Annotated in this window: 15 protein-coding genes and 1 pseudogene; 12 read left to right on the top strand and 4 right to left on the bottom strand. The window is 45.9% G+C overall.

The features are described from left to right. Positions 1-94: 94 nt before the first annotated feature. From G9U52_RS29480 to G9U52_RS41875, 5 genes and pseudogenes are all read left to right on the top strand, one after another. Positions 95-1,846: an ABC transporter ATP-binding protein gene (locus G9U52_RS29480; RefSeq protein WP_166154431.1), complete on the top strand. Its 1,752-nt coding sequence runs from the start codon at positions 95-97 to the stop codon at positions 1,844-1,846. Continuing rightward, positions 1,843-3,624: an ABC transporter ATP-binding protein gene (locus G9U52_RS29475; protein ID WP_166154429.1), complete on the top strand. Its 1,782-nt coding sequence runs from the start codon at positions 1,843-1,845 to the stop codon at positions 3,622-3,624. The genes G9U52_RS29480 and G9U52_RS29475 overlap by 4 nt, the downstream gene beginning before the upstream one ends. Before the next feature lie 3 nt (positions 3,625-3,627). Further along, a complete protein-coding gene (locus tag G9U52_RS29470) occupies positions 3,628-4,545 on the top strand; it encodes an aminoglycoside phosphotransferase family protein (protein WP_166154427.1) in 918 nt (305 codons plus the stop codon). Positions 4,546-4,609: 64 nt separating this feature from the next. Further along, positions 4,610-5,386 (top strand): annotated as a pseudogene (locus tag G9U52_RS29465) (DUF2087 domain-containing protein); the annotation flags it as partial. A gap of 15 nt (positions 5,387-5,401) precedes the next feature. Beyond that, positions 5,402-5,761, top strand: a complete 360-nt coding sequence (locus tag G9U52_RS41875) for a GIY-YIG nuclease family protein (RefSeq protein ID WP_375790299.1) — start codon at positions 5,402-5,404, stop codon at positions 5,759-5,761. 198 nt (positions 5,762-5,959) lie between these two features. Here the strand turns inward: G9U52_RS41875 and G9U52_RS29460 are convergent, their stop codons facing one another. Beyond that, on the bottom strand, positions 5,960-6,679 hold the full coding sequence (locus tag G9U52_RS29460; RefSeq protein ID WP_166154423.1) for a class I SAM-dependent methyltransferase: 720 nt from the start codon (positions 6,677-6,679) through the stop codon (positions 5,960-5,962). A 303-nt stretch (positions 6,680-6,982) separates the two neighbouring features. Between G9U52_RS29460 and G9U52_RS29455 the strand changes: the two genes are divergently transcribed. Beyond that, positions 6,983-7,759 carry an ABC transporter ATP-binding protein gene (locus G9U52_RS29455; RefSeq protein WP_166154421.1) on the top strand — a complete coding sequence of 259 codons (777 nt, stop codon included), beginning with the start codon at positions 6,983-6,985 and terminating at the stop codon, positions 7,757-7,759. Between the two features lie 215 nt (positions 7,760-7,974). After that, positions 7,975-9,090: an aminopeptidase gene (locus G9U52_RS29450; RefSeq protein WP_166154419.1), complete on the top strand. Its 1,116-nt coding sequence runs from the start codon at positions 7,975-7,977 to the stop codon at positions 9,088-9,090. Between the two features lie 169 nt (positions 9,091-9,259). Here the strand turns inward: G9U52_RS29450 and G9U52_RS29445 are convergent, their stop codons facing one another. Continuing rightward, positions 9,260-10,120 carry an AraC family transcriptional regulator gene (locus G9U52_RS29445; protein WP_166154417.1) on the bottom strand — a complete coding sequence of 287 codons (861 nt, stop codon included), beginning with the start codon at positions 10,118-10,120 and terminating at the stop codon, positions 9,260-9,262. Between the two features lie 136 nt (positions 10,121-10,256). Between G9U52_RS29445 and G9U52_RS29440 the strand changes: the two genes are divergently transcribed. From G9U52_RS29440 to G9U52_RS29425, 4 genes are all read left to right on the top strand, one after another. After that, positions 10,257-11,543, top strand: coding sequence for a Gfo/Idh/MocA family oxidoreductase (locus G9U52_RS29440; RefSeq protein ID WP_166154415.1), 1,287 nt, complete (start codon positions 10,257-10,259; stop codon positions 11,541-11,543). Between the two features lie 161 nt (positions 11,544-11,704). Beyond that, entirely contained in the window at positions 11,705-12,817 is a 1,113-nt protein-coding gene (locus G9U52_RS29435; protein WP_166154413.1) for an AbrB family protein, read from the top strand. 72 nt (positions 12,818-12,889) lie between these two features. Continuing rightward, a complete protein-coding gene (locus G9U52_RS29430) occupies positions 12,890-13,903 on the top strand; it encodes a zinc-binding alcohol dehydrogenase family protein (RefSeq protein WP_166154411.1) in 1,014 nt (337 codons plus the stop codon). A 177-nt stretch (positions 13,904-14,080) separates the two neighbouring features. Next, positions 14,081-15,130 carry a type I phosphomannose isomerase catalytic subunit gene (locus G9U52_RS29425; RefSeq protein WP_207953295.1) on the top strand — a complete coding sequence of 350 codons (1,050 nt, stop codon included), beginning with the start codon at positions 14,081-14,083 and terminating at the stop codon, positions 15,128-15,130. A 7-nt stretch (positions 15,131-15,137) separates the two neighbouring features. On the opposite strand, the gene sda is transcribed toward G9U52_RS29425, so the two are convergent. Then, positions 15,138-15,329 (bottom strand): sporulation histidine kinase inhibitor Sda, encoded by a 192-nt coding sequence (gene sda, locus G9U52_RS29420; RefSeq protein ID WP_243767641.1) that lies wholly within the window; start codon positions 15,327-15,329, stop codon positions 15,138-15,140. Between the two features lie 218 nt (positions 15,330-15,547). After that, positions 15,548-15,745, bottom strand: a complete 198-nt coding sequence (locus tag G9U52_RS29415) for a hypothetical protein (protein ID WP_166154406.1) — start codon at positions 15,743-15,745, stop codon at positions 15,548-15,550. A 76-nt stretch (positions 15,746-15,821) separates the two neighbouring features. Here G9U52_RS29415 and G9U52_RS29410 point away from each other — a divergent pair, with 76 nt between their 5' ends. Continuing rightward, the gene (locus G9U52_RS29410; RefSeq protein WP_166154405.1) at positions 15,822-16,583 is read left to right on the top strand and encodes a PDZ domain-containing protein; all 762 of its coding nucleotides are present in this window, start codon (positions 15,822-15,824) and stop codon (positions 16,581-16,583) included. Positions 16,584-16,673 lie beyond the last annotated feature (90 nt).

The following is a 16,673-nucleotide window of genomic DNA, read 5'->3' as shown; positions in this document are numbered from 1 at the left end:
CTTTACGTATATTATAGGGGTCAATAGTATGCATATCAATACCTATAGCTGAATTGCCCGAATTTTATTTAAGATTAGAACAGGGGAGAACTTTATGAACCGGAAAATACCGGTAGCTGAATATATCGGCTTATTAAAAAACTATTTAAATACTCAGCGCAAAAGCATTACATGGCTTTCTATTCTGCTCATTGGTGGAATCGTGATGCAATTAATCAATCCGCAAATTATTCGTTACTTTATTGATACAGCCCAAACCAGGGATAGCACGGCACCATTGGTTTATGCGGCTTTATTGTTTATTGGGGTGTCGCTCGTCCATCAAGGCCTCACGGTAGCAGCAACCTATATCGGCGAGAATATCGGCTGGATTGCCACCAATAAGCTGCGTGGCGACGTAGCGGCGCATTGCATGAAGCTGGATATGTCCTTCCATAAGGCCCACACCTCGGGTGCGATCATTGAAAGAGTGGATGGTGATATTAATAATCTGGCGAATTTTTTCTCTAACTTTGTCGTTTCTTTATTAAGCAATTTATTGTTGGTTATAGGCATGCTGGTATTGTTATTTCTCGAAGGCTGGGTAATTGGGGTAAGTATGACCCTATTCGTTATTTTTGCGATCTATTTGATCCAATATATACGCCAGTTTGCTGTCCCACATTGGGGGAATATGCGGCAGATGAGCTCCAAATTTTATGGTTTTCTTGGCGAGCACCTGGAGGGGACGGAGGATACAAGGGCCAACGGGGCATCGAATTACGTGATGTATCGCTTTTATATGATGATGAAGGAATGGCTGCCTTTGCGCGTTAAAGCGTTTTTGGGCTGGGCAGCGATGTGGGTCACAACGCTCGTTATTTTCACAATTGGCAACGCTGTAGCCTTTGGATTAAGCGCGATTTTATATAAACAGGGCTCGATTACGATTGGAACCGTTTATATGATTTTTTATTATACCGAGCTGATGGCTAAGCCTATTGAGAAAATCCGTACACAAATGGAGGATTTGCAAAAAGCGGATGCCAGCATTATTCGGGTGCGGGAGCTGCTGGAGACCGAATCGGCGATTAAGGATGGCATCGGCCTGCCGCTGCCGGAAGGGGCGTTATCGGTCACCTTTGATCAAGTAGAGTTTGGTTATGAGGCCGATATCACGACCCTGCATAACCTGAGCCTTCATCTGGAGCGTGGCAAGGTGCTGGGTGTGTTGGGGAGAACCGGAAGCGGCAAAACGACGCTTGCCCGTTTATTGCTGCGATTTTACGATCCCCGCACAGGAAGTGTGCTTATGGAGGGGGTTGATTTGCGGGATATGACACTGAAGGAGCTGCGTAGCAGGGTAGGGCTGGTCACGCAAAATATCGAAATCTTTCAAGGCAGCGTTAGGGATAATTTAACTTTTTTTGACAATGCGATTAAAGATAAGGACATCATTCATGTGCTGGAGGAGCTTGGGCTGGGCAATTGGTTTCATTCCTTGGCTGCTGGACTGGATAGCCTGCTGGAATCGGGCGGAGGCGGATTATCGGCTGGTGAAGCCCAGTTGCTCTCTTTTGCCCGCGTCTTTTTGTCTGATCCGGGCTTAGTTATTCTGGATGAGGCTTCGTCTAGACTTGACCCAGCTACTGAGCACCATATCGAGAAGGCAATCAACCGATTATTGGTGAACCGTACCTGTATTATTATCGCCCACCGCTTGGCAACAATTGGGCGCTCCGACAAGATTCTCGTACTGGAGCAAGGCAGGATCATCGAGTTTGGCGACAGAAGCGTACTTGCTGCCGACAGTAGCTCCCGTTATAGCCATATGCTGCAGGTTGGAATGGAGGAGATGCTGTCATGAGTACATTTGGTTTTCTGTTTAAATTAACCCGTTACCGGATCGGCTTATATTTGCTTAATGCCCTTGCCTGGACATTGATTTATTTGATGCCGATTATACCGGGCTGGATAACCAAGCAGTTTTTCGATACGCTTACTGGCTCTTCCCCATTCGGCTTTAGTGTATGGGCTTTAATTGCTCTGCTTATTGCCTCCGCATTGGGGCGTGTTGTCCTAATCGTGATCGGCTTTGTAACCGATGTACAGTTTCGTTTCCGGGTTGGTGCGCTTCTGCGCAGAAACATGCTCAGCCGCATCCTCAAGAAGCCGGGGGCAAAAGCTATTCCCTATTCGCCTGGGGAGGCCATCAGCAATTTTCGTGATGATGTGGAGCAAATTGAGGAAACTGTAAGCTGGTCGGTGGATGCCTTTGCAATGATGACCTTTGCCGTTGTGTCGTTTACGATTTTATATGGAATTAATGCATCGTTGACAGTGTGGGTGTTTCTGCCGCTTATTGTTGTCGTTACGATTGCCCAGGCAGCTACAACAATGCTGCAGAAATTCCGTGCGGCCAGCCGAGAAGCAACCAGCCAGGTTACGGGTGCCATCAGTGAAATGTTTAGCACGGTGCAGTCCATTCAGGTAGCGGGGGCAGAGGAACGGGTAATTGGGCGGTTTCGTGAACTGAACGAAACTCGCCGCCATGCGATGGTCAAGGATGTGCTGCTGACCCAGTCGCTGGATTCGATATTTTCGAATACGGTCAATATTGGCACAGGGTTTATTTTACTGCTGGGCGCCCAAGCGATGAGAGATGGAAGCTTTACGGTTGGCGATTTTGCCTTATTTGTTTATTATTTATCGTCGGTTACCCAGTTTATTCAAAATTTCGGTAAATTTCTGACCTACTTTAAACAAAGCACCGTAGCCAAAAAACGGTTGGCAGATTTAGTCCAAGGCGCAGATGAGCACACGCTTACGGAGCATCACCCGCTTTATTTACGCCAAAATATTAGTGAGGCTGATCTTCGTGCCCAGCATGCGCCTCCTAAAGGTGAGGAAAGCCTGCAAGTCATTGAGGTGGATGGATTGACTTACCAATACCCAGCAACCGGCCGTGGCATACAGAATATTAGTATGCAGCTTAAGCGGGGCTCGTTTACGGTCATTACCGGGCAGATCGGTTCAGGCAAAACAACGCTGGTTCGCGCCTTGCTTGGGTTGCTTCCGATGGATGCTGGTGGTATTCGCTGGAACGGCAAGCTCGTGGAGCGGCCGGGAGATTTCTTCGTTCCACCGCAAAGCGCCTATACACCCCAGGTTCCACGGCTTTACAGCGATACGCTAAAGAACAATATATTGCTGGGTCAAGCTAATGACCCAAGCGTGCTGCAAGCTGCCGTACATGCGGCAGTTCTGGAGCCTGACCTTGAGCATTTGCAGCACGGTCTGGATACCGTCATCGGTCCGCGGGGTGTGAAGCTCTCAGGAGGCCAAGCGCAGCGAACGGCCGCGGCGCGAATGTTCGTCCGCGGCGCGGAGCTGCTGGTGTTCGACGATTTATCCAGCGCGCTGGATGTCGAAACCGAGCGCAAGCTGTGGGAGCGTATCTATGCACAACGCGAGACGACTTGCCTGGTCATTTCGCATCGCAAAACCGCGCTTGCCCACGCTGACCATATTATCGTGATGAAAGATGGGCGCATTGAGGCGCAAGGCACGCTTAAATCGCTTCTGGAAACGAATGAGGAGCTGCGCCATTTATGGCAGCATGATGATGATGAGGAGGAGGGCTAGTCTATGGACTTGGCTGCTGTTCAACTGTATATGCCAACGCTTAGTGGTATATCCCATGTAAGCAAGGTAGAACGTGGGTTTTCTTTTGACAGTAAATATTTTTTGAGTGAAGCCAATCATCAACCAGCGTTTGTACTAAGAACGGCACCATTGTCGCAATATGTTAAGAAGCAAGCTGAATATGAAGTGATCCAAAGAGTGTACGATCTTGGCGTAAAAACGTCGGAGCCCATCCTATTTGGGACGATTGAGGCACTTGAGTTAAGTTATATGGTTCTGCGTTATGTAGATGGAGAAGAGGCGGCTGAGCGCTTGCCTACATTAACTGGGGACCAGCAATACCAGATAGGCGTGAATGCTGGCTCCGAGCTGCGGCTTATGCATGGACTGGAGGCTCCAGCAGGCTTGGAGGCTTGGCATGTACGCAGGCAGGGCAAATACTTGCGGCATTTGGCTGCGTACACAAGCTGTGGGGTTCAATTTGACGGGGAGGCGAAGGTGAATGCATTTATTGGAGCTCATCTTCAGCTTATGAAGGATCGTCCTAACCGTTTCCAGCATGATGATTTTCATCCTAGCAATTTATTGGTTAAGGGTGAGAGCTATTCCGGCGTTATTGATTTTAACCGCTACGATTGGGGGGATCCCTACCAAGACTTTTTGAAAATTGCTTATTTTAGCCGGGAAGTAAGCGTTCCCTTTTGTATAGGGCAAATCCATGGTTATTTTGATAATAAGGTACCTGATTCGTTCTGGGGTTTATACGCGTTATACACGGCGATGAATTTATATCCAACCCTTACCTGGACACTTGAGGTTGTGCCGAAGCAGCTGGAATCCATGAAAAAACGAATGGCAGTTGTGTTGGAGGATCATCTTGGATTTGAACGGATTATCCCGACATGGTATCGAAATGTTTGACAATAAACAAACATTATTATAATATATCTATATATTGATAGATGTATGGAGATGATGTTTATAAATGTTGGATGCAGAGTTATTGTGGAAGGTACCTTTAGAGGAGCTAAAGCTGGGTTATACTTTTGATAAAAGCACGGCTGCATTCGTTTGTTTAGCATGTGGCAGCAGCTTTACTAAAGGGGTTATTTATAAGGAAGCTGAAGTTTATTATGAGGCTGAAAAATTTACAACGATCCATATTACCCGAGAGCATGGATCAATGTTCGAGTATTTGCTAGGTTTGGGCAAAAGGCAAACAGGCTTAAGCGACCTGCAAAAAAACCTGCTGCAGCTTTTTTATGAGGGTGTCAACGACAATGAAATTGTTGACAAGCTGGATGGCGGCAGCACATCAACGATCCGTAACCACCGCTTTGCCTTGCGCGAGAAGGAGAAGCAAGCCAAGCTGTTTTTGGCTATTATGGATTTGCTGGAGCAGAAAACGAGCAGCTCCCCTAAGAGCGGACGTACCATGAAGCAGCAGACAGCTGCGCAACGGTCGGCTCCCATTCAAGATGGGCGATATGCGATCACGGAACAGGAATACCAGGAAGTCATATTGAATGCCTTCGCCGAAGGGTTGGATGGGCCGCTTACCAGCTTTCCTTCTAAAGAGAAACGGAGAATCATCATTCTTCGCCATCTGATTTCCCGATTTAAGACAAACAAACGTTATACAGAAAAGGAAATTAATTCGGTGCTGCAAGAAGCGTATGCCGATCATGTGACGCTGCGCCGTTATATGATTGAATATGGATTAATGGAGCGGGAACCTGATGGCAGTGCTTATTGGGTTAAGGAGGGGGTAAAGCAAATGTCGAAGGAAAAAAGAAAAGAGCTAGTGCTGGCCTACAAAGAAATGAAGAAGCCAATGGGCATATACAGGCTGCGCAACACAGCGAATGGCAAAATATTTATTGGCAGCAGCCTTAACCTGGAGGGCAGGTGGAACCGGCATCAATTTGAGTTAAACATGAATATGGAGCGTATCGCCGACCTGCAAAATGATTGGAAGCAATTTGGGGAGCAGCAATTTGTGTTTGAGGTGCTGGAGCAATTAGAACAACGTAATGAGGGCTACCAGGACATACCTGATGAGCTTGAAAAGCTGGAGGCCAAATGGATCGAGCAGCTTCAGCCCTTTGGGGAAGCCGGCTATAATATGAAGAAGTAAATGGGGGGGTCTTCCGGGGACCTCCTATTTATTTTGCCGTGATTTTACTCCCCCTGCAATTCCCCTTCAAGCCAACGCACGAATTTACCATTACTGCTGCCGCTAAGCTCTAAAACAGACCGAGAAAAGCCTCGGCTCATTTGGCTCTTAGACCAAGCACCGAGGCTTATATTTTTTTGGAGCCTAAGAATTCCTTATTTAAGGCTTTCGTGCTGCGAATATAAGTGAATCTGCCTTCAATAGCACAGGTTTATCCTCTCGGATTATCTCCAATTCCAAAGGCTCGTCTGAAACGTGGATTTCCTCCCAGCCTTCATAGTGCTGGCGCAATAGCTTTAATACCTTATCCTTGCTCATATTAACCTCAAATAACGCATCCTGCTGCTTTCCGCTTTTGGCATCATATTCCTCGATATTCGTATTCATAATAATACAATTAATCCCGCCGCCTTTAGTGCCATTAACCATGGAATCCAGCACTTTTTTTAGCTTAGGTCTAGATCTGGCATGCTCCAGGCTAGATGCTGCTACGATATAATCGTATTTACCTTCAGGAATTGGATATTCGCTGATATCGGCTTGCTCCGTATAAATCACATTTTTCACTTGGTACTGGCCACTGTAGTGAATCAGTTTTTGAAGTGCTTTATCCAGAAGGTCTACACAGACAACTCTTCCATCGTTTGCTTGCACCTTTTGAGCCAAAGGAATACTGTGGCGGCCTACCCCACATCCCAAGTCCAATATGCTCATCGGCTGCCCGATATTCACTTGGTCGGCTAGGTCCAGAATAAGCGGAACGGGTTCTTCCAGCCAGGAGTCCTCTTCATAAAGCTTATGATCCTCGTAATACTGCTCATGGTATTGTTTCTCTTCCTTACGGATTTTCTCTACTTGCGCAACTTTTTCTGGACTCATAAAAAAACGCCTCCTTTAGATTAAAAACGATCTGTAAAATACACTTACTAAAGCATTACCCATATAAGTGCAGAGTAAATAATATTTTTTTGAAAATGCCAGCATGAGTTATCAGAATAAAAGGATTGACAGCATACATAAATCTTGATAATATCAGCTTTATTAAATCTTATTGGAATACTTGGTTTTTAAAAATGAATGCAATACGATATCGACCGTACAAACGGAGATGTCCCAGAAAGCTTGGGATATCTTCGTTTTTTTTTTTAGAAATTACAAATATAAAAAGAAAGGGAGAAAACAATGAGCGAAGTATTATTGGAAATCAGCCATCTTAACAAAACATTTCAATCCAACAAGGGGTCTGTGCAAGCCTTGCACAATATTCAACTGAATATTAAAGAGGGCGAATTTCTGACTGTCATCGGGCCAAGTGGTTGCGGGAAAAGCACATTATTGAAAATAATTGCAGGTTTGGATACCCAATATAACGGCAGTGTAAAGCTTGGAAATCTCCAGGTAGTGGGGCCGGGAATCGAAAAAGGGTTTATTTTTCAAGAGCCTCGTTTATTCCCATGGTTAACAGTCGAGAAAAATATCGCCGCTGATCTATCGTTAAAAAATGCGGATACCCGCAAAAAGGTAGATGAGCTGATCGAATTGGTTCGTTTAAAGGGCTTTGAAAAATCCTACCCTAGGGAGCTATCAGGTGGTATGGCACAACGCGTCGCCATTGCCAGAGCCTTGCTCAGAAATCCGAAGGTGCTGCTGTTGGATGAACCGTTTGGTGCCTTGGATGCTTTCACAAGAGCGCATATGCAGGAAGTATTGATTGATATTTGGCAAAAAAACAAAATGACGATGATTTTTGTTACTCATGATATTGATGAAGCGATTTATTTGGCCAATCGAGTTGTTATTTTAAAACCACGTCCTGGCTCGATCCGTAATATCGTTCCTATTGACTTGCCATTCCCAAGGAAAAAATCGAATGTATCTTTTCAGGAGCTACGCTTTAAGGTGTTAAATGAGTTTGAAAAAATCGAAGAGCTGGAGCTTATTGATAGTTCAGGCATTTAATCAAGGGCGAGGGATCCACTAATAAATAATCGATAGCCAAAGGAGCTGCCGAAGAAGCCCTTTCTGCCGCTGTTGTGCTTGGTAGCATGATGATGTCTCCTATGCTTAGCTGGATAGTGATGGGTATTTACTACTTAAATCGCGAATGATTGATGTTTGCCCCGAAATTGGTTACATTAGTAAGTAGTAGGCCAATAGAAGGGAAGATGTTGGAAATGAGAGATCCTAGATTAAAAGTATTCGCTAATAATTTGATACGTTATTCTGTCAATTTACAGCCGGGTGAGCATATCCTGATCGAGATGATTGGGTTGCATGACCAAGAGCTGACGAAATGCCTGATCGAGGAGGTTTACGCGGCTGGCGGGCATCCCTTTATCGAGCTTCGTGATCCGGCAGTAACCCGAAGCTTAATGCTTGGAGGCACGAAGGAGCAATACCAGACGCTTAAAGTGCTGGAGCTGGAGCGGATGAAGCGGATGCATGCTTACTTGGCGATACGCAGCGGCGATAACATTACGGAAACGTCCGATGTGCCTGAGGAGCAAATGAAGCTGTACGTCCAGGAGTACCAACGTCCTGTCGTGGAGCAACGCGTCAACCATACCAAATGGTGCGTAATGCGCTACCCGAACGCTTCAATGGCGCAATTGTCCAATACAAGCACCGAGGCTTTTGAGGATTTTTATTTCCAGGTATGCAATCTGGATTACAGTAAAATGGCACAAGCGATGGAGTCGCTCGTCGCCTTGATGAATCGCACAGATAAGGTGCGCTTGGTTTCACAAGGAACCGACTTAAGCTTTTCCATTAAAGATATCCCTGCTATCCCCTGCGCGGGCACACATAATATTCCCGATGGGGAAGTATTCACAGCACCTGTCAAAGACTCGGTTAATGGTGTGATCAGCTATAATGCCCCCACGATTTATACGGGAACTTCTTTTGATAATGTCGTGCTGCGCTTTGAGAATGGCCGGATTGTTGAAGCAACAAGCAACAATACAAAACGCCTTAATGAGATTCTCGATACTGATGAGGGCTCTCGTTATATTGGCGAGTTTGCGATTGGTGTCAATCCTTTTATTAAGCAGCCGATGAAGGATATCTTGTTCGATGAGAAAATCGACGGCAGTATCCACTTTACACCAGGCAATGCCTATGAGGATGCAGATAATACGAACCGTTCCTCCGTGCATTGGGATATGGTGCTCATCCAGCGTCCGGAATTTGGAGGCGGCGAAATTTATTTTGACGATGTGCTGATTCGTAAGGATGGGCGGTTTGTGCTAGCGGAGCTGGAGCAGCTAAATCCGGAAAATTTAATTTAACATTTAAGGCAGTACTACCAGCACAGCAACATCAATAGCAGCTATGCGTGCCCAGGATCGGTGCGCTGAGTATTCAAAGCAGCATGCTTGTCCCACTTGGGGCTAGGCATGCTGCTTTTGTTATTAAAGATTGTAAGGCCAATGAACGAGAACCTTTAGTGCATAGCGCCTATCCATTCCATTTGCGGTATTGCAGCGGGGAGAGCCCACATAAGGCTTTGAATATACGCCCAAAATGGGTGCTGCTCTCGAAGCCTACCTTTTCGGTAATGCCCGTCACCGAGTAACGGGTCGTTTTCAGCAATTTTTGCGCCTCCTGGACGCGTAGTTGGTTAACATATTCAATCACGGTGAAGCCGGTTACTTCTTTATAAATGCGGCATAAATAATAGGAAGAAATATGAAAATGGTCAGCAAGGCCCTTCAGACTTAAGGGCTCACGGAAATGCTCGTTAATATATTTGACGATATCCGATACCTTGCGGTGCAGTGTGGTTGGATGCTCGGAAGTTTTGCCTTGGCTGTCCACAGGCCGCACATGCCGGTAAAGCAGCAGCAGCAATTCTGCGAGCAGCAGCTTGGTATAGCCCGCTGCCCCAGGCTCTGCGTGCTTCTGCTCGCGCATCATTTTTTCCATGATCGATTCCACCATCGCAAGCTCCAGAGAATCAGGATGGATCACGGGCTCCTCATCAAAAACGCGCAGCAAGTCCGGGGAGATCTCGTGGAAGATGCCATCGATATAGCTCTCACGGAAATTGATCAAAATCCGCTCATGGCTGATAGCTTCCGCATGCATCGTTTTGTGCAGCACATTAGGCTGGATCAATACCAGGTCCCCTTTTCTGACATGGTAGGAGCGATCTTTTATGAAATAATAGCGCTCACCCGAACGCAAATAATAGATTTCATAGGAATTATGGGCATGATTTTGCAGCATGGTATAGGGGGCGGTGCGAATATTATGATGTAAATAAAAGAGATCTTTTTCCGTATGAATAAGCTTCTTGGGCTCTCGTTGATTGTTCATTAGGCAGTTCATCCTCCTTCAGCAGCTATATAATAGCAAGATAAGTTGTGAAAATGAAATGTAAGCAATTTTAGTGCTGTTTTCATGTATTTATTGCGCTATACTCACAATAGCATACACAAGGGAGGAAATACAGATGTCAGAACGTAAAAGATATGCGCTTGTTGGTACTGGAGGGCGCGCTGCATTTTTCTACAAAGCTATTGTTGAGGATTTTAAGGATACCTCCGATTTGGTCGCTTTTTGTGACGTCAATCAAACTAGAATGGATTATGCAAATTCGCAAATCGCCCCTTTTGGTGTGGGGCCGCTACCTACTTATAAATCAGATGAATTTGAGCGAATGATTGAGGAGTCCAAGCCTGATATCGTGATCGTCACGACCGTTGACCGTACGCACCATACGTATATTATCCGGGCGATGGAGCTTGGCTGTGATGTGATTTCTGAAAAACCGATGACGGTTGATGAAGAGAAATGCCAGGAAATTTTGGATGCGGTCAAGAGAACGGGCAAGCATTTGCGTGTTACGTTTAACTATCGTTACTCCCCTCATAATACAAAAATCCGTGAGCTGATCATGGACGGAGCTATCGGCGATGTCACAAGTGTACATTTTGAATGGATGCTCAATACGAAGCATGGCGCGGATTATTTCCGCCGTTGGCACCGCGACAAGCGCAATAGTGGCGGTCTGCTTGTCCATAAATCTACGCATCACTTCGACCTTGTAAACTTTTGGCTCGGCACGCAGCCGGCTACGGTTTATGCGTTAGGCGATTTAATGTTCTACGGTCGTGAAAATGCAGAGAAGCGTGGCGTTACCGAATTTTACACGCGTTCCCATGGCAGCGAATATGCCAAAAATGACCCGTTCGCACTCCATATGGAAGAGAACGACAAGCTCAAGGCTATGTACCTGGATGCCGAGAAGGATGACGGCTATATCCGCGACCAAAGCGTGTTCGGCGATGGCATTAATATTGAAGATACAATGGGCGTAATGGTGAAATACCGCAGCAATGCGATTTTGACCTATAACCTGTATGCGTATTCGCCTTGGGAAGGCTTCCGCGTTAACTTTAATGGTACCAAAGGACGGATCGAGATGAATGTAGTCGAAGCCTCCTACGTGAATTCTGGTGGCGAACAAGCCCTCGAAGGTGCTGTAAAAGGAAAAGCAATTACGGTATATCCGATGTTCGACGCTCCTTATGATGTTAAGGTAGAGGAAACTACGGGTGGGCATGGCGGTGGAGATCCTGTGCTGCTAAACGATCTATTCGGCGTACCGGCTCCAGACCGGTTCGAGCGTGCCGCTTCCCATGTGGATGGTGCGATGTCGATCCTCACAGGGATTGCTGGCAACCGCTCCATCAAAACCGGGCTGCCTGTTAAGGTTGCCGACCTGGTGCAGTTTTAAGCTCTATATCCATCGCATAAATAGCAGAGTCAAGTGGACGGGCAATAGCCGTGAAGCTTGGCTTTTTGCCATGATTCCAAAAATAGTTCATACCCATCCCTGTTCATTTGTTATAATGGAAGGTATCGTTTGATAACGGCATATGGAAAAGAGGAAACTCTATGAATCGATTCGCAGAAACGATCCTTGTCACATTTGCAGGCGGAATGGTTTTCACATGGCTCCATGTGCCCTTAAGCTGGATGCTCGGACCCTTGACGGCCGTGCTGCTATGGACGGCTCTACTCCGCCGCAGCTTGGCTTGGCCGGTGGGGCTGCGCAATATGAGCTTGGCGCTGCTCGGCTACAGCATGGGGCTTTCCTTTACAATGGAAAGCGCCCGTCAAATATCCACACAGCTGCCCTCCATGCTGGTGGCGACGATCACAACCGTTATATTCAGCCTGATTGTGGCTTTTATAACGGCGCGGCAAACCGGCATTGATGTGGCGAGTAGCGCCATCGGGAGTATACCCGGCGGGCTATCGCAAATGGTCGTGCTTAGCGAAGAAGTGGAGGGCGCGGACACTGCAGTGGTCGCTTTTATGCAGACGATTCGTTTGCTGACGGTTATATTTACTGTCCCCTTTCTCGCTGTGCATGGCTTGGCTAATGGGTCGGTCAGCGGAGTGGCGGGGCTTGGCAGGCAAGCGGACAGCATCCAAGATACTTTGCTAGGTTCCTTTACGGTTGCCCTGGATGCTGTATGGGCAAGGCCGATGTTTGCCGTTATCCTGCTTCTCGGGGTAATCGCTACGACATGGATCGCGATCAAACTAAGATTTCCGACGCCCTATTTCCTTGGACCTATCCTCGCGGCGGCGTTGTTCACCGTAGGAAGCTATGATCCGCCGCCGCTGCCTTCGTTATTCGTACTTCTTGCCCAATGGAGCCTTGGCATTTATATGGGGTTAGGTATTAAGCTCAGCAGCCTGCACAACTGGAAGAAGCTGCTTCCTTATTCGATTATAGGGAGTGCGGCAGTTGTAGGCTTTTCGTTAGGGCTCTCTTATGTATTCAGCATGCTGCTGCCCATCTCGGTAATGACTGCATTTCTGGGTACATCGCCAGGTGGAATGACGGAGATGGGGGTTACAGCTACGGCGGTAGGCGCTAATGTATCGTTGGTCGTAGCTTACCAGATGTTTCGGATTTTATTTATTTTGTTTATTGTGCCTTTGTTGTTGAAATGGGGCTTTCGCCGTTTTCGCCACAGCACCGAATCGCATAGCTGAAGAGTAAGATAAGGAATGAAGAGATAAGGATGGTTAACAAAATATTATGAATGTATTAGGAGGCAAATTATAGTGAAAACGATTATTTGTGAGCAACCCCTTCAATTTGTGATGACAGAAACGGAACAACCCGTTCCCGCCAAAGGAGAAGCTTTGGTGCGGATTCGCAGAGTCGGCATATGCGGGACGGATCTGCATGCCTATACAGGCAAGCAGCCTTACTTTGTGTATCCACGTATACTTGGCCACGAGTTGGCCGGAGAAGTGGCGGGGCTTGGACCGGGTACAACCGGCTTAAGCTTGGGTGATGTTGTGACAGTTATGCCATACATGGAATGTGGCCATTGTATTGCCTGCCGCAAAGGCAAAACCAATTGCTGCACCCAGATGAGTGTGCTTGGCGTTCATCAGGACGGTGGCATGAGGGAATACATGGTTGTGCCTGTGGACCACCTAATTGCAACCTCCGGTCTCTCCCTTGACCAATCCGCCATCATAGAATGTTATAGTATCGGTGCCCATTCTGTCCGCAGAGCGCAAATTGAGCCTGGTGAATTTGTGCTCGTTATCGGTGCCGGTCCCATCGGTTTGGGTGTGATGAAATATGCTAAGCTTGCAGGTGCTCAGGTGATCGCTATGGATATCAATGAGGATCGCCTGCAATTTTGCGCAAATTGGGTGCCTGCCGATTATACGGTCAATGCGTTGCAGAACCCTATGCAATTAATTGAGGAGATTACAGGAGGCGACCTGCCTACAGTAGTTATGGATGCAACCGGCAATGCCAAGTCCATGGAAAACGCTATCCAATATGTGTCCCACGGCGGGCGCTTGGTCTATGTCGGCTTGGTGAAAGCGGATATTACATTCAGCGATCCGGAGTTCCATAAACGTGAAATGACCATGATGAGCAGCCGTAATGCTACTCGTATTGATTTTGAACGGGTAATTGCCAGTATACTTGAAGGGCAGGTTGACACGGATGCTTTTATTACGCATCGCGCTGCTTTTGATGAGATGATTACCTCCTATGAGTCCTGGATGAAGCCGGAAACGGGTGTCATTAAGGCGATTGTAAACATATAATCGGAGAAGGCGAACACAATATCATTATAAATTCCGAAAGTTTATGCTATACTCGTAACTAATTGATCAAGAAATGAGGCTGGATTACTTATGCAACCGCAACCATCGTTACACTTGAGCCAAAGACCATTGAAGCTTTTATCTAACCGAGTGTGGAGAACCTACCACGGAGGGAAGATGATTGAGCAATGGCAGGGCAATGAGGAACCACAGGATAATTCTTTTCCAGAGGAGTGGATTGCTTCGGTTGTCCAGGCTCGTAATGCGGGACGAGAGCATATCATAGAGGGCTTAAGCTTGGTGGACATCGAAGGGGGGACACCTGTTTCTTTATTGGAGCTTGTGTCCACAGCGCCGGTTTCCTTCTTGGGAGAACGCCATGTACAGATGTTTGGCAGCCAACTGGGCGTGCTTGTCAAAGCACTGGATTCAGCTGAACGGTTGACCATCCAAGTGCATCCCGATCGACAAACTGCGAAAGCGCTTTTTCAATCCGCTTTTGGTAAAACAGAGGCTTGGTACATTCTCGGAGGCAGAGAGATCGATGGCGAGGAGCCTTATATTTTATATGGATTTAAGCAGGGAATGACTCGGGAAAAATGGGAAAAGCTTTTTTGGGACCAAGATATAGCAGGTATGATCGATTCACTTAATAAATTAAAGGTTGAGCCTGGGCAAGTGTTTTTGGTTGAGGGCGGTATGCCACATGCCATTGGTTCGGGCTGTTTCCTGCTAGAGATCCAAGAGCCGACGGATTTTACGATTCGTGTAGAGCGGGCAACGCCTGGCGGAAGAGTTATTCCAGACTTCATGTGCCATCAAGGGATTGGTTTCGAGCGAATGTTTGATTGCTTTCATTACGATGCTTATTCTCGAGAAGAAGTTGCAGAGAGATTTCGCTTAGAGCCCAAGCTTCTCCATGAATCGAAGGGGTTTATAGAGAGATCACTCATTAGCTACGAGGATACTAGATATTTTGCACTTAGCTCTATTGAAATTACGACCTCGTGCGTAGTGGGCCAACAGGGAAGCTTCTCAGCGCTTGTTGTTGCCACAGGCGGTGGTAATTTAGTTTGGGATGGTGGCAGCATGGAAGTAAAGCAGGGAGACCAAATATTTTTGCCGGCAGGCGTGGAAGAGCTTCGTTGCGAACGTACCACCGGAGAAAAGCTGCAATTGTTAAGATGTTTTCCGCCGCAGGCTTCATTAGTTACAAACCACGAATAATCTCTATTTATGATCTATAGCTAATAGAAGCGGGGAACAAAGTAGGGTTTTCGCAATAAGGAAACAAGTGGTTATCCAAAGATGGGATTTCTATATTACGTTCCTTCATTTCAGATATTAATAGTTCAATAAAATCTTCGTCAAGCTCAAGCTCCAAAGAATCCCAAAAACACTCGATAAGTACAAGATCACTAAGCATGCGCATATGTTGCACTCCATTCCATTAATTCCCATAATATGTACTTCTATCATATATGGTTTTGCTTCGGATATCAGCACATTTATAGTGCGTAAGGAGGCAGACTTTAGTTGCAACCCATTGCAGGCTTCGACATAAAAAGAGAGAATGGATATCAGAAACGACAGTTTCTTGATATACATTCTCTCTTTTTTTTGGTAAAATATTGAAGTGGTGATTTAACCCCAATCTGCCTTAATCTCATTGTTGTTCTTGTATTGGAATGAAGATGCTAATGCTTGCTCTTCTGATGCGGAGAGAGCCAAGGAATTCATAAAATTACGGTCATTTAGGCGTGCTTGGAGAGCGGAAGGATCCAATTTTTTGAGATTTTTAACGGTTGCATGAAGATCGGCAGACCATGAAATCATTTGCATGTTATCACCTCCTTTGACAAATAAATCTATTAATTCCTTTATATCACATTTTTTTAAAAAAGAAAGAGGTTACGGGATGAAAAGTATCATTTTTTCCAAATATGTCCTGATTTTATTTATTTCAATCCAACTTTGGTTTGTTTATATTAGTTCGCAGTACCCAGTAATTGGGGTGAATGTCGAACAGGATGCAATGGGTAGCTGGGTCGTTAGTTCGATAGCCCAACGAAATGTAGCTCTGCAAGCGGGACTGCAAATTGGCGATGTGATTGAACGGGTTAACGATGGTGATCCCAATCAGTTTGCTTCAATAATGAAATGGAGGACAATCGACCAGGCGAAGGATGTGCATATTACAAGAAATGACATCCCATTGTTGATTTCATTTCAAGTCGATCGTAACTTTTCGGACTTCGATGTGTTGGCATTAACTGTATCGGCGATTGCATTGGTTGGCTCGCTTTTACTGCTTAAAAACAAACAAAACTCACCATCTGCGAAGTATTTGTCATTGATATTGCTTGACATGGAAGGTGTGTTTATGGCTCTTGGAGCCTCAATTCGTGGAGATGCAATGGGGAAAATCATGATTTTTTTATTAGTGATGCTGGTTCCCATCCTTTTTCTGCATTTCTTTGTTGTGTTTTTGAAGGAAAAGCAAGACTACCTGCTGCCCATTTCATTTTTGAAACGAATGTATACGATGATAATTTTAGGCATCATATTACTTTCCCAACTCGTTTATTTTGTACCTACACCCATAACTTATCCTATATTCCGCTTTAATCTTATGTTTTGTATCACTAGCGTTGCATTAATTTTCTCTGAATCTTCATAATTTTCCGACTTTCTATCGTTCAGGCATAAAAAAATCCTTTACAATGAAATGGTCAGGTAGCACCTGTCCATAATCCATCGAAAAGGATTA

The organism is Paenibacillus agricola (assembly GCF_011440305.1).
Lineage (GTDB): Bacteria > Bacillota > Bacilli > Paenibacillales > NBRC-103111 > Paenibacillus_S > Paenibacillus_S agricola.
Note: the sequence above shows the minus strand (reverse complement) of the source record. Positions and strands in the feature narration are given on the sequence as shown.

Coding starts and splice junctions, on each gene's coding strand:
- G9U52_RS29480 (WP_166154431.1), top strand. CDS start 95: ATGAACCGGAAAATACCGGTAGCTGAATATATCGGCTTATTAAAAAAC.
- G9U52_RS29475 (WP_166154429.1), top strand. CDS start 1,843: ATGAGTACATTTGGTTTTCTGTTTAAATTAACCCGTTACCGGATCGGC.
- G9U52_RS29470 (WP_166154427.1), top strand. CDS start 3,628: ATGGACTTGGCTGCTGTTCAACTGTATATGCCAACGCTTAGTGGTATA.
- G9U52_RS41875 (WP_375790299.1), top strand. CDS start 5,402: ATGTCGAAGGAAAAAAGAAAAGAGCTAGTGCTGGCCTACAAAGAAATG.
- G9U52_RS29460 (WP_166154423.1), bottom strand. CDS start 6,679: ATGAGTCCAGAAAAAGTTGCGCAAGTAGAGAAAATCCGTAAGGAAGAG.
- G9U52_RS29455 (WP_166154421.1), top strand. CDS start 6,983: ATGAGCGAAGTATTATTGGAAATCAGCCATCTTAACAAAACATTTCAA.
- G9U52_RS29450 (WP_166154419.1), top strand. CDS start 7,975: ATGAGAGATCCTAGATTAAAAGTATTCGCTAATAATTTGATACGTTAT.
- G9U52_RS29445 (WP_166154417.1), bottom strand. CDS start 10,120: ATGAACAATCAACGAGAGCCCAAGAAGCTTATTCATACGGAAAAAGAT.
- G9U52_RS29440 (WP_166154415.1), top strand. CDS start 10,257: ATGTCAGAACGTAAAAGATATGCGCTTGTTGGTACTGGAGGGCGCGCT.
- G9U52_RS29435 (WP_166154413.1), top strand. CDS start 11,705: ATGAATCGATTCGCAGAAACGATCCTTGTCACATTTGCAGGCGGAATG.
- G9U52_RS29425 (WP_207953295.1), top strand. CDS start 14,081: ATGATTGAGCAATGGCAGGGCAATGAGGAACCACAGGATAATTCTTTT.
- sda (WP_243767641.1), bottom strand. CDS start 15,329: ATGCTTAGTGATCTTGTACTTATCGAGTGTTTTTGGGATTCTTTGGAG.
- G9U52_RS29415 (WP_166154406.1), bottom strand. CDS start 15,745: ATGCAAATGATTTCATGGTCTGCCGATCTTCATGCAACCGTTAAAAAT.
- G9U52_RS29410 (WP_166154405.1), top strand. CDS start 15,822: ATGAAAAGTATCATTTTTTCCAAATATGTCCTGATTTTATTTATTTCA.